Source organism: Rhodopirellula sp. JB055 (assembly GCF_043100905.1).
In the GTDB taxonomy this organism is placed as follows: Bacteria; Planctomycetota; Planctomycetia; order Pirellulales; family Pirellulaceae; genus Rhodopirellula.
Genome location: NZ_JBICHO010000068.1, coordinates 1 through 12,906, shown reverse-complemented (window position 1 = coordinate 12,906; position 12,906 = coordinate 1). Strand labels below are relative to the sequence as shown.

The window sequence follows — 12,906 nt, the reverse complement described above, 5'->3', positions numbered from 1 at the left end:
CCGTGGCAATTTTTTTTTATCGTGTGTTAAATATTTGAAAACAGACGTTCTTCTTGTGCGCTTTTTTTTAAATCCCAATTTGCCATTCGGTGTTTTTTTTTGGGTGGCTTTTAAAAAGAGACTCCGAAAGCAAAGACAGTTTCGCGATTGGGGAACGTTCTCCGTGAGCACGGGGAGGGCGCATGGGAGGTTGCTTTGGCTCGCAGAGCGTTTTGGTCCAGTTCGCCTCGTATCGAACCGGAGTCCGTTAGGCTACAGTTCAGCGTCTTATCACCTTCCAGTGGCCGAGGAAAACATGGCAAAAGTCGATCAACCAGTCCCCGAAAAAGATGAGCCGGAGTCGGTTACCGACCACGCGGCGACGATCAAGTCGCAGATTCTCGAGAAAATTGGCAAGCCTCCGCGTCTGCATCGCGTGGAAGTGTGCCAGCACCACAACGGGAATTACCGGGTCAACGTTTGGGAAGAGCTGGAACCGCTGGGCGAGTTTTCTTTGTCAAAAAGAATCCACATCGGAGCGTCTTATTACCTGAAGGTTTCTGATGCTGGCGAGATCCTTCACAGCAACCCGCCGCTGAAGAAACGCAAATACAAATCGTGAAATGGTCGGGCTGAACGCTGGCACATTGGGCCTCCGTCTTGATGCCCGGGTTGTGGGCGGCTTGATCGGATGGATGAATCAACATGATGATTGAAATCGGCGGGACGTTTGACTTGGAGGTGCTCAAGCAAACGGACTTTGGAGTGTATCTGGATGCTGGGGATTTGGGCGAAATCTTGCTGCCCAACAAGCACAAACCGGATGATTTGGGCGTGGGCGACGTCGTCGAAGTTTTTCTGTACCTGGACTCAGAAGACCGGCCGATCGCGACGACTCAGGTTCCCAAGGCGGAGGTTGGCGAATTCGCTTACTTGGAAGTCAAGGAGAACACTCCCGTGGGAGCGTTCTTGGATTGGGGATTGGACAAAGATGTTTTGGTTCCCTTCGCTGAACAACATCGGCCGATGGTGGTGGGCAAGTCCTACCTTGTTTTCTTGTATCTCGACAACCAAGAACGGATCACAGCCACGTCGAAGATCGACAAATACGTGCGCAATGACCCGGATCACGGTTTCTATCCGCAGCAGGCGGTTGAGTTGATCATCGCCAACAGCACTGAGATGGGCTACAAGGCGATCGTGGACCAGAGCCACTGGGGACTGCTTTACAAAGACGAAGTGGACCAACGGATCAGTTTTGGTCAGACGGTTCCAGGTTACGTGAAGCACGTTCGTTTCGATGGAAAGATCGACCTCAGTCTGAAAAGCGGCCAGCAAATTCGCGATGCTCTCAGCGAAACCATTTTGAGCTATTTGGGTCAGCATGGCTGTTACGCACCTGTCCACGACAAATCACCGCCGAAAGAAATTTCGGATCTCTTTGGGATGAGCAAAAGCCAATTCAAAAAGACAATTGGTGGTTTGTACAAGCAAAAGATTATCGCGATTGAAGAAGCTGGTATTCGGTTGCTGTGATCATTTCGTGCTCCTGCCTTGGCTGCACAAATGGTCACGTCAGTGGTTCGCTAAGTCTGTTTTGCGAGGTTTAGAAGTTTTTTCGCTCTCGCTATGTCACACTTTTGAAGGTGGAGACATGGTATGGCGAAAGGAACATGACCGATGCAACGAAACGAATTCGCCAAACTGGTTCTGGAACACCAAGCCCAACTGCGGATGTTCATCCGCATGCTTGGTACGATGCCCGACGCAGTCGATGATCTGGCCCAGGATGCGTTTGTGGTTGCTTATCAGCGGATTGATACGCTGGAAAGCATGGACGATGCAGGACCTTGGCTGCGATCGATCGCTCGCAATTTGGTTCGCAACGAGCTTCGAAAGACTTCTCGCCGGCGACGCGTCGTCAACGCGTCCCTGAGTGAAGCGATGCTGGCGATGTCCGACGAACCCACGACCGGTGCGTGGTCCGAAGACTGGTTCGCAGCGCTTCGTGCTTGTGTGGATCGATTGCCAGGTCATGGGCGGGCTTTGGTGAACGGCCGCTACACAGAAGGCCAGAACGCGACGCAGTTGGCAAGTGAAACCGAGATGACCCCAGTCGCGGTCCGTCAAGCATTGTCGCGACTTCGCGGGCTGCTTCGGACTTGCGTTGAAACCCGTTTAAGGGAGGCAGCGACGTGAGCGAACAAGATCGCAATCAGGAGTTTGATCAGCAACTGGGGCGTCTGCTGGACGGTGAGCTCAGTGATACCGAGATGGATCGCTTGGCACAGTCGCTGGTGGACGATGAGTCGCTGCAGCAGCGCTATGTTGCCAAAGTCCAAATGGAAGAGGGGTTGGCGATGTTGGTTCGCGAGGATCGGACGGGGGAAAGGTTCTCGGAACTGTTGGAGCAACGTCTGGACGCGGAATCACAGAAGTTTGACTTCCTGCATAGCGTCCTGGATCGGTCGAGTCTGAATACCACGCGTGATCAATTTCGCCGCTGGGCGCCGCGGGCCGGCGTGGCGATCGCCGCGTGCTTGATGGTGGCATTTTGGATTGGAATGTGGACTGGACGGCAATCGGGATTGGCATCGTCCGGAACAAGCGTTGGGAATTCAATGCAGGTGACGGCTGAATCCGAACCGGTTGACCCGTCGGTTGCGTTGCTGAAACGAACCGTTGAGGTTGATTGGGTGGGCGAGTCAGCGTTTCGCATGGGCGATTCGATTTCAGCGAAGCAAACGTTGCAATTGAAGTCAGGATGGGTGCAGTTGCAATTCTTTCGAGGAGCTGTGTTGACGCTGCAGGGGCCCGCCAAACTCGAAATTCGCGATCCGAACCTTGTGGTGTTGCATGAGGGCAATGCTTGGGCAAATGTTCCCGTTCCGGCCCGTGGGTTCACCGTGCTGACTCCCGAGACGAAGATCGTCGATCTGGGGACGGAATTTGGTGTTTCGGCAGCACCCGGTGAGCCGACCGAAGTTCATGTTTATGATGGATTGGTGGAACTGCATGATCCTGCGGCAGTGGGAAAGACGGCGTCACTGCATGAATTGGTGACGGGGCAATCGATGAGTGTCGACGGGAATGGCAATTCACTTCGAGAAGCCAATCGCATCGGCAAAATGCCGTCCGAGTCACTGCTGCGACAGGACCAAACCGAACGTCGCCAGCAAGGGATCGAACGTTGGCAAAGATGGAGCGAAGAGATTCGGAAGGATCCTCGGGTGTTGATGTACTACGATTTTGCGTCGCCGGATCTGTCAGGTTCGCAAACGTCGACAACCATCTTGCCGAACCTTGCGAGGGGCCAAACCGCTTCGGACGGATCCATCATTGGATGTGCTTGGTCGGAGGGACGTTGGCCGGGAAAGACCGCGTTGGATTTCAAACGTCCCAGCGACCGGGTTCGATTTCATTTAGGGGGCGACTATGAATCGATCACGCTGGCAGCGTGGGTCCGAGTCGATGGGCTGGACCGTCTGCTCAGTTCGTTGTTGCTCACTGATGGCTGGGACGAGGGAGAAATTCATTGGCAGTTTGATCGTCGCGGGCAACTTGGTTTATCTGTAGGCCAGGTTTCAGGTGTGGCGTGGCGATACACACCGCCGCTGGTGGATCTCACGCGATTGGGGCAATGGATTCACGTTGCCTCGGTGTTCGACGGAAACAACCAAACGGTGCGTCACTACTTCAACGGGCAACGTGTGCCTTGCGAAGGTCGGCTTCAGTATGATGGTCCCATCCGAATTGGTGATGCGGAATTGTGCAACTGGGGACGTCCTGTCGACCAGAGTGCTCATGCGATTCGTAATTTCAACGGTCGAATGGACGAGTTCTTGATGCTCAATGACGCGTTGGACGAAGCCGAAATTTTGGAAATCTACCATGCCGGAAATCCTCAGTTCTAGGAGACGTTCGATGCATTCAATCAATGCGGGAGGACCGCGCGTTGAACAAGGAATGGGCGGATGTTTGCTTTCGGTCGGCTTGGGGATCAAGTTGATGCAACCACTCGTGGTGTTCGGTTGGTTGGGTTGGTTGGTGATCAGTCCCGTTGCTGCTGGTGGTGCGGAGGATGCCGAGTCGAACGGTGTGGGCCAGGCCACGGCGGAACAACTTGACTTTTTCGAAGCCAAAATTCGCCCACAGTTGATCGATCATTGCTATGAGTGTCATGGGGAGGATTCTCAGGAATCAGAACTCCGTGTTGACACGTTGGCGGGAATCTTGACGGGCGGTTTGGCGGGGCCTTCGTTAGTTCCCGGCAAACCGGCGAGTAGTTTGTTGATGACGGCTGTACGGTATCAGGACAATGATTTGAGGATGCCGCCGGACGAAAAATTGTCTGATATTCAAATCGCTGATCTGATGCACTGGATTCAGATCGGCGCCCCGCATCCCGATTCAGGTGAGCTCGGACCGATCGCCCAGCGAGGCGAGGTCGATATACAGACTGGACGGGAGCATTGGGCGTTTCAACCACCTGTCAAAGTCACTCCGCCGTCTGCGGGTGGCTCGATCGAGAACGCAACGAACCCGATTGACGCGTTTGTGTTGGCCAAGTTGGAAGAGCACGGGCTGCGTCTCAATCCGCCTGCGGACAAGCGAACGCTGCTCCGACGAGTCACATTCGACTTGATCGGTCTGCCGCCAACACCAGAGGAGATCGACGCCTTCCTCGCCGACGATTCTCCTGATGCCTTCGCTCGCGTGGTCGACCGCTTGCTCGCGTCGCCTCACTACGGTGAGCGATGGGCGCGACATTGGTTGGACGTTGCTCGCTATGCCGATTCGAATGGGCTGGATGAAAACGTGGTTCATGGGAACGCATGGCGTTACCGCGATTACGTCGTGCGTTCGCTCAACGATGACAAGCCCTACGACGAGTTCGTGGTCGAACAATTGGCGGGTGATTTGCTTGATTCCGGCGACGACATCGAACTTCGTCACCAGCGGTTGATTGCGACGGGTTACTTGGTACTGGGACCAAAGGTGCTGGCCGAGCAGGATGAAACCAAGATGGCGATGGACATCATCGACGAGCAGATTGACACGGTCGGGCGCAGCCTGATGGGGCTGACGCTTGGGTGTGCCCGCTGTCACACGCACAAGTTTGATCCGATCAGCCACCGGGACTACTACGGGCTGGCGGGGATCTTTCAAAGCACTCAAACGATGGACAGTTATAAAACCGTTGCCAAGTGGCATGAGAACTCGATCGAGAATCCCGAGCAGGCAGCACACCGGATTGCCCACGAGCAACAGATCTCTGCTCGAGAAAAGCGAATCAATGCAAAGGTGGAAGCGGCAAAGTCGACACTCGACCCGCCGGCGGACGTGGATGCGAAGCCCGAGGAAGTCGAGAAGCGTTTCGCGGCAGAGACCCAGGCGGAGCTGAAGACGCTACGGGAGGAATTGGCGGCTTGGAAGGAGACAGTTCCCGAGGTGCCGATGGCGATGGGAGTGTTGGACGGTGAAATCGTGGACACCCCGGTGCATCTTCGCGGCAGTCACCTGACTCTTGGTGAAATCGTTCCTCGACGAGTGCCGGAGGTGTTGGCGTGGGACGGGCAACCGGTGATTCCAGATGACCAAAGCGGTCGCCTTCAGTTTGCTCGTTGGCTGACCAATGGCCGTCATCCGCTCACCGCTCGCGTGATGGTGAATCGTTTGTGGCGTGGGCACTTCGGGAAAGGTTTGGTCAGCACGGTCGATAATTTTGGGTTGAAGGGAAGTCCACCAACGCATCCGGAGTTGTTGGATTGGTTGGCGGTTCAGTTTGTCGAAGAAGGTTGGTCGATCAAGTCGATGCACCGGATGATCCTGTTGTCGCAAACTTACCAACGCAGCAGCGATTTTGACTCGGGCAACGCGGCGTTGGATCCTAGCAATCAGTGGTACTGGCGGTTCAGTCTACGCCGCCTCGAAGCCGAAGCGATTCGCGATGGATTGTTGGCCGTCAGCGGGCAGCTTGACCGGAACACAGGCGGCAACATCATGCCGTATATGAATCGCGAGTACGTGTTCAACCACACGTCGCAGGACAAATCCAAGTACGATTCGACCCGCCGTTCAATCTACGTGCCGGTGATTCGCAATCATTTGTTCGACATGTTCCAATTGTTTGACTACACCGACGCAAGCGTTCTTAACGGCGACCGAAACACCAGCACGATCGCACCACAAGCGTTGTTTTTGATGAATTCAGAAATGGTGTCTGATCTGACGTTTGCATTCGCGGATCGATTGTTGGCAGACGACAACGATGCAGTGCAACGGATTCGGCGGTTGTACTTGGAGGCTTTTGGGAGGCCGGCAACCGATGTGGAAATTTCTGACGCCGTGCGTTTCCTCTCACAGTTCGAAACGCTTTTGCGGAAAGACCATGTTTCCTCGGGCGACAGCGAGGCGGATCGGACACGTTTAACTTGGCAAGCGTTGTGCCAAGCCGTGGTTTCGTCCAGTGAGTTTGTCTACATCCGATAGCCGACCTTTGCCAACTCGAACGTTTTGACGCCCCGCCTTTCTCCGTCCCACCTGATTCGATGCAATTTTCACGACGACATCTCTTGCAGAACACCGCCGCGGGGTTTGGGTCATTGGCGGTGGCATCGTTGCTGGCGGAGGAGACCCTCGCAGCGAATGGGGGTGCGGCGATGTGCCCAGGGAAACCGCATTTTGAACCCAAGGCGAAGCGAGTGATCTTTTTGTTCATGAAGGGCGGCCCGTCGCACATGGACACGTTTGATTACAAGCCACAGTTGCAGAAAGACGATGGCAAACCGTTGCCGTTCGAAAAACCTCGCGTGCAGTTTGCTCCGACCAGCAACCTGTTGGCTTCGCCTTGGAAGTTCAAACAGTATGGCGAGAGCGGCATCGCGGTCAGTGAGTTGTTCCCGCATGTCGCGGAGTGTGTGGACGATCTATGCATCATCAACTCACTGCATGGAACCAACCCGGCACATGGCGGGGCGAGCATGAAGTTGCACACCGGCAGCGATGTGTTCGTGCGACCGAGCATGGGATCTTGGGTGACGTATGGATTGGGCACCGAGAACCAGAACCTCCCGGGGTTCATCACGATCTGTCCAACATTGGCGCATGGCGGCACGAAAAATTGGGGCTCGGCGTTTCTTCCCGCCAGCGTTTCAGGGACGCCGATTGGCAATGCGAGTCAGCCGTCCGATCAAGCCCGGGTGAAGTTCGTGCAGAACGCTCGCCTGTCGTTGGAGACGCAACGGATGCAGCTTGATTTGGCCCAGTCAATGAGTCGGGGATTTTTGGAGACGACTGGGCCTGATTCGGCACTCGAAGCTCGGATCAAGTCCTTTGAGTTGGCATTTCGAATGCAAACGGAGATGCCCGAGGCGTTGGATTTAGAATCCGAAAAGGAGGCGACGCACAAGCTTTATGGCATCGACAACGAGACCACGGCGGACTTTGGACGCCAGTGCTTGATGGCACGTCGATTCGCGGAACGAGGCGTGCGGTTCGTGCAAATCACGCATAGCAACACAGAGGTGCAATGGGATCAACATGGGAACTTGCGCAAAGGGCACACGCAGAATGCCGCGGAGGTCGATCTGCCGATCGCAGGCCTGTTGAAAGACCTGAAGGCTCGAGGGTTGCTAGACGACACGCTGGTTTTGTGGGGAGGCGAGTTCGGCCGCACACCAACGTGCCAGGGAGCTGGGAATGATGGTCGCGACCACAACCCGGAAGGGTTCACGATGTGGATGGCGGGCGCGGGATTGAAGACGGGGATCCAGTACGGTGCGACGGATGAGTACGGGTATTACGCGGTCGAGAACAAAGTCCACCTGCATGATCTACACGCCACGATGTTGCACCTTCTCGGACTCAATCACGAGCAACTCACTTACCGCCACGCCGGCCGTGATTTCCGCCTGACCGATGTTGCGGGAAAGGTCGTCCACGACTTGTTCGCGTAGGCGAGCAAGTTAGTGGTCAAGGGAGTTGAGTTTGGCTCGAAGGGGAAATGCGTCGGGGAGCAAAGGGCGAACGACTAAGCAGGCCAAGCGGTGCAAAAAAATTAGGCACCCTCGCAATGTGAGGATGCCCTGGAGTTTGGTCATTGGTTCGGAGGAGGATGCTGTCGGCTTCAGGCGGAAGTCCTCTTCGATTTGCGTCGACGCCAAACGAGCCCAGCTCCACCAAAAGCCAGCAACGCCATGGAAGAAGGTTCGGGGACGGCGCTAGCGTTTGCGGCAACGGTGAAGTTGTCGATCGTAAATGTCGCCGAGGTAATGAAATCCCCGGAGTCCTTCAGTCCGATCGAAAGTGTGCCAGGGTTTTCATTGAAATTGATACTGCCATTCGTTCCATTAAATTGCTGGCCATTGCCCGCCACGATGTCAGTAGAGAAGGTATTGGAAGATGTTCCACCAACTCCAGGAACTGACAGCAGCACAACTTCTGTGTCAAAGTCGGGACTAGCAAGCGTAAGTTGAACCTCTAGGTTGGAGGGGCGACCAGCACCTTCCCAAACGATATCGGCTTCATTAATTGAAACGTCAAAGGTGATCGTGCCACCGTTTGTCTTGGCGTTTGCAAGTTCGATGCCCAGTGGGGATGACGAGTCGAAGGTGAGATCTGCTGCTCGCGTCGGCGTCTCAAAGAAGTCGCCGCCACCGGCTGCACCTGCAATTTCCAATGTTCCACCAGAAAGTCCAACTGATGTGGCGCTATTTGCGGTGAATCCACCCGTAGAAGAAGTGAAATCCAAGACAAATGCAGCGTGCGTTTGAGGTGCGGCAACGCAGGCGAGTAGGGCAATGCATAGACACGTTCTGATCATCATCACAGTCACATAGAGGTCGTTTGGTGAGCATCTGTCAACTACTGCTGACTCCACTTAGCTTATGTAGAGCACTTGCGTTCTCAATGGTAGAGATGTCGGTTTTGCCAACAATATCATGCGGTATAGTTCTTTAGGGCTGATTAGGTATGGTTTGCATGGGTGGTTGTTGTGTTCAGAATTCGCCTGCTCTACCTCTTTGGGACTTGTATTGTATGGCTCGTTGGTTGTGGCTTTGGAGCCATTCATTTGCATTCGCCCCGGCATGAGGGAAGTCGTGGATGTGCGGTGTAAGATCACGGCACATGCCGATGACCTCGACATGGACGCCGCTGGGAAGACAGATTGCGAGTCAGATTGAGTTCGTTCGCTTTGCCAAAACAACTCAACCCGGTAGCAGGCCGAAGGCGGCGGCTAGGAAGGCGGGGCCGTTGAACATGGCGTGGATCAGAATGGCGACGGTTGTGTTTTGGGTTCGCTCGAAGACGAATGGCAGAACCAACATCAGGGGCAAGGACAGGACCATCGTCGAAACGCCAAAGGGGAGGTGGAAGGCGAGCCATAGCAATCCAATTGCCTGCCAACGGTGTCGGATCGTCAGGCGTGATTGCACGTATCCTCGCCACAGCAGTTCTTCGCCGACAATGTTGAGCACAAACATCGGCGCCCAAGCCAAGAGCAACAGACGATTGCTGCCCTCCAGCGGTGACATGTCGATGCACCAAGGTGAGGTGTTCACCGGCGGCAACCAATCGAGCCCAGCCAGGTGACTCCAGCCACCGAGCAGCAGACCGGTTCCAGCCAACACAGCGAAAATTCCTGCGGCGGCAGACTTCCAATCACGATGAGTCATCGGACGAACGCAGAGTGACGCGAGCAACTTCGCAAGTGTGTCGGCTCCCTCGCGTCGTGCTTGCCAGAGTGCATAGCCGATCATCGGCGGGAACAGCGCGTAGCCAATCAAGTACCAATGCGTTGCCGGGTGAAGCCCTGGTTGAGATCTTAGAAACGGAAGCATCCACCAAAGGAGCAGCACGAGGTACAAGAACGCCGCCGCAAAGATGGCAGCGGCCTGCGTGATCGTCAGTGGAGTTCGCCTGCACTTCATCGGACAACATCCAAACTGGCTTCCTGCATTTCAAACCGCGTTATGCAATGGATGGGATCCGGCGATGAGATGCGATGGCACCGTCAATGAAACAACACACCGCGAGCGGTAAGGTACCCGAAAACGAAGCCAATGGCGGTGAAGAGAAGAATGCTGATGAGCCACTGGCCAGTCGAAAATCCGACGGAGGAACTCGGTGGTGCAACGGGCGAATCCAATTCGGGCGGAGGCGGGGGCGGTGTCACTGATGAGTTGCTAAGCGATGCCGCGGCAACTGGATCGCCAGCGGAGGAGCCGATGTTGTCCCAGCTCATTTCGTCCAGCATCGATTCGCCCAGCGAGTCTTCCGGCCGAGGAATGCCGGCGGCGGGGATCGCGACGGGTTGCATGCCTTCGCCGATTTGAATGGATCCGGAATCGTTGGTGTTGGCATCCATCGTGGCCCAGGGACTCAGTCGCATCACGACTTCTGCTGCGGTGGTGATCCGTCGAGACACATCCTTTTCCATCATATCCGCGATCGTGTCGACGAACGCTTCGCTGAGTTCGGGTGCCGCCTGAGTTGGTTTGAGCGGCATCTCGTTCAAGTGCCGACGGCATTTTGATTTCGAGTCGCCACCGGGAAACGGAACGGACCCCGTGCACGCGTAGTACAGCGTGCATCCCAGTGAATAGATATCACTGGGCGGTCCGACTTGATCTGGCGTTCGAATCTGTTCGGGCGAAAGGTAGTCCGCCGTGCCGACAACCATCCCGGCACGTGGATCATCATCTGGTCCAAATGACAAAGCGGCCAATCCGACGTCCGACACTTTGGCGTGACCATCGGGAGTGACCATGATGTTGGCAGGTTTGACATCGCGATGGACCAAACCTGACTCATGCGCGTAAGCCAGCCCCGCGGCGGCTTGAGCGATGATTGATGCGGCTTGCTGCATCGACAGTCGGCCGTGCTCGCGAACCAAGCGTCGCAGATCGGTGCCGGGAACATACTCGGTGACCAAGTAGTGCACTTTGCCGTCTTTGCCCGCGTCAAAGGCTCGCACCAAATACGGACTGTCCAGATTCGATTGCAGCCGAATCTCACGAGCGAAACTTTCCAAACTGAGCGGATCCGATTTCTGCAGCGGAAGCACTTTGATCGCGCACTGCCGGCCCATGATCTTGTGCACGCCACCAAAGACTTGCCCCATCCCGCCTTGGCCGAGGAACTCGGTGATGACGTAGTTGCCGAGTGTCAGCTTGGTTCGTCCCGCTCGTATTTGTTGAGACTGGTAGGGCGTCAAGATTCGATCGCGGACGAGCACCCTCGACATTTCTTCGCAGACCAACTCGGGATCCAAGCGATCTTCACTGGCAAGGTTTTGTTTGACTTCTTTGGCGGCGCGTTCCCACTGTTCCGCCTGCAATAAATCAGATCGCAGGGCGGCTTCTCGAAAAACGGCGACGGGGGAAAGCGGCTCGCTCATCGGCTCACTTGCTCGTGTCGAAAACGACGCACAAGTGAGTCACGCCGTGTCCGGACGACGCCCACTCAATCCGGTCGTCTTCGCATTTGACTTCGCCGTCAATCGATGCTGCATCAATGGCTTGCATCGAAACGGTTGGGGATGGCGCCGATGTGTCTTCATTGCCGTCTCCAAGCGGACGCGACAGCGGCGATATCGGATGTGCCAAAGCAACCGGTTGGCAGAAACGCACGACTCCGCGAACCGTTTTGCTGGTTGTTTGGATGGCCCGCAAGTGCATCACCATGCGGCCGTCATCCAACTTGCCTGTCGCGACAATTTGGATTCGCATGCTCGATGGCGAGGCGTGCATCAACCAGGATCCGGCGGGCACGCCCTTGCGAATCATCTGACCATCGGGCACCTGCAGCACCGTCGGTGTTCGCCAAGGTTGCATGGCAGCGTCGATTGGGTGAGGCACGTCAAATCCGAACGCGAATTCTTGCCAATCCGAGAAGCCCGCCGAGTTGTCATCGGTGGCTTCGTTCGTGGAGGTCGCTGCTTCGGCGAGAGGCAACAAGGTTTCTAAGAACCGATCTTCGCTACGGCGATGGAAGGCATTGCCGTGGCTGGCGACCAACGTTTGGCACTCGTCTTCTTCGTGCACGAATCCAAGTGGAGCGAGGAAACGCCGGGCGCTGGTGCGGTGCAGTTTTTCTCGCACGATCGCCCGCACCACGGGACTGGCACCTGGGAACGCCATCCGCAGAACCGGGTGATGGATCCAGTCCAAAGGAGCGTTCGTTTGATCGGTGTTGCTGGATGTTCCCGGCAATGATTGGAAGCGGATGCGGTACCGCACCAATCGGCTGCCTCGAACCAGTTCGATTTCCGATTGCCATTTCAGTGATTGGCCGGTGGACGATCCGGATGCTTCGCTGGACTGTGTTTCACCAGACCCGGACTGTGTTTCGCTAGACATTGTGCTGGGCAATTCGATCGAACCAGTCAGTGCGACCACGCCGCGCGAGACCGAGTTTTCTTTTGTTTGTACCGAGTCGCACTTGGCAACCAAGCCTGCCGCGTTCTTGTCGGTTGACTTTCGTTTTGCGGGCACAAATTCGATGCGTGTCGACAAGCGATTGCCACGGACTTTGCCGCTGTAAACACCTTGGATACCACCGTGTTCCGGATTGATGTTCAGTTCCAAGAACTCATTGCTCATCCGTTCGCCGTCGACGATCGCGCCGGGGCCACGGCTCATCGAACGCCCGAGTTGTTTTGCCCAGCGAACCAGTCGCGGGTGATCAACGCCGGCTGACGCGTTGCCGGAGGGAGTGGCGGGTTCTGCGAGCAACGGTTTCGCCGCCGGGTTGGAGCTGGTCCAACGATATCCCCAAGCCGGAACGTCGAGCACGGCGTCGGTGTTGTTGCGAACCGCGTGAGCATGAAAGACGGAACGATTGTTCGTTGGCAGTTTGCCTTTGACGAGCACGCGTTGCCGAGTCGGGACACCGCTGTTGTTGATGACCAACACGCTGTCGGTC

General features: G+C 55.8%; 9 protein-coding genes and 1 pseudogene. 6 read left to right on the top strand and 4 right to left on the bottom strand.

What is annotated here, in order from left to right; translation table 11 throughout:
* From ACF8AM_RS02725 to ACF8AM_RS02700, 6 genes are all read left to right on the top strand, one after another.
* Positions 1-601 (top strand): hypothetical protein (locus tag ACF8AM_RS02725; RefSeq protein ID WP_392554162.1); only part of this gene is annotated, 601 nt, incomplete at its 5' end.
* 83 nt (positions 602-684) lie between these two features.
* Positions 685-1,515 (top strand): S1 RNA-binding domain-containing protein, encoded by an 831-nt coding sequence (locus tag ACF8AM_RS02720; protein WP_392554161.1) that lies wholly within the window; start codon positions 685-687, stop codon positions 1,513-1,515.
* A gap of 144 nt (positions 1,516-1,659) precedes the next feature.
* Positions 1,660-2,178, top strand: coding sequence for a sigma-70 family RNA polymerase sigma factor (locus ACF8AM_RS02715; protein ID WP_392554160.1), 519 nt, complete (start codon positions 1,660-1,662; stop codon positions 2,176-2,178).
* Positions 2,175-3,893, top strand: a complete 1,719-nt coding sequence (locus tag ACF8AM_RS02710; protein ID WP_392554159.1) for a LamG-like jellyroll fold domain-containing protein — start codon at positions 2,175-2,177, stop codon at positions 3,891-3,893. The genes ACF8AM_RS02715 and ACF8AM_RS02710 overlap by 4 nt, the downstream gene beginning before the upstream one ends.
* A 10-nt stretch (positions 3,894-3,903) precedes the next feature.
* Positions 3,904-6,471, top strand: a complete 2,568-nt coding sequence (locus ACF8AM_RS02705; RefSeq protein WP_392554158.1) for a PSD1 and planctomycete cytochrome C domain-containing protein — start codon at positions 3,904-3,906, stop codon at positions 6,469-6,471.
* A gap of 59 nt (positions 6,472-6,530) precedes the next feature.
* Positions 6,531-7,937: a DUF1501 domain-containing protein gene (locus ACF8AM_RS02700; protein ID WP_392554157.1), complete on the top strand. Its 1,407-nt coding sequence runs from the start codon at positions 6,531-6,533 to the stop codon at positions 7,935-7,937.
* Positions 7,938-8,107: 170 nt separating this feature from the next.
* Here the strand turns inward: ACF8AM_RS02700 and ACF8AM_RS02695 are convergent, their stop codons facing one another.
* The 4 genes and pseudogenes from ACF8AM_RS02695 to ACF8AM_RS02680 all read right to left on the bottom strand — a co-directional run.
* Positions 8,108-8,731 (bottom strand): PEP-CTERM sorting domain-containing protein, encoded by a 624-nt coding sequence (locus ACF8AM_RS02695; protein WP_392554156.1) that lies wholly within the window; start codon positions 8,729-8,731, stop codon positions 8,108-8,110.
* A 457-nt stretch (positions 8,732-9,188) separates the two neighbouring features.
* A complete protein-coding gene (locus ACF8AM_RS02690) occupies positions 9,189-9,911 on the bottom strand; it encodes a CPBP family intramembrane glutamic endopeptidase (protein WP_392554155.1) in 723 nt (240 codons plus the stop codon).
* Between the two features lie 83 nt (positions 9,912-9,994).
* Positions 9,995-11,380: a serine/threonine protein kinase gene (locus ACF8AM_RS02685; RefSeq protein WP_392554154.1), complete on the bottom strand. Its 1,386-nt coding sequence runs from the start codon at positions 11,378-11,380 to the stop codon at positions 9,995-9,997.
* Positions 11,381-11,384: 4 nt separating this feature from the next.
* Positions 11,385-12,906: pseudogene (locus tag ACF8AM_RS02680) on the bottom strand (hypothetical protein); the annotation flags it as partial.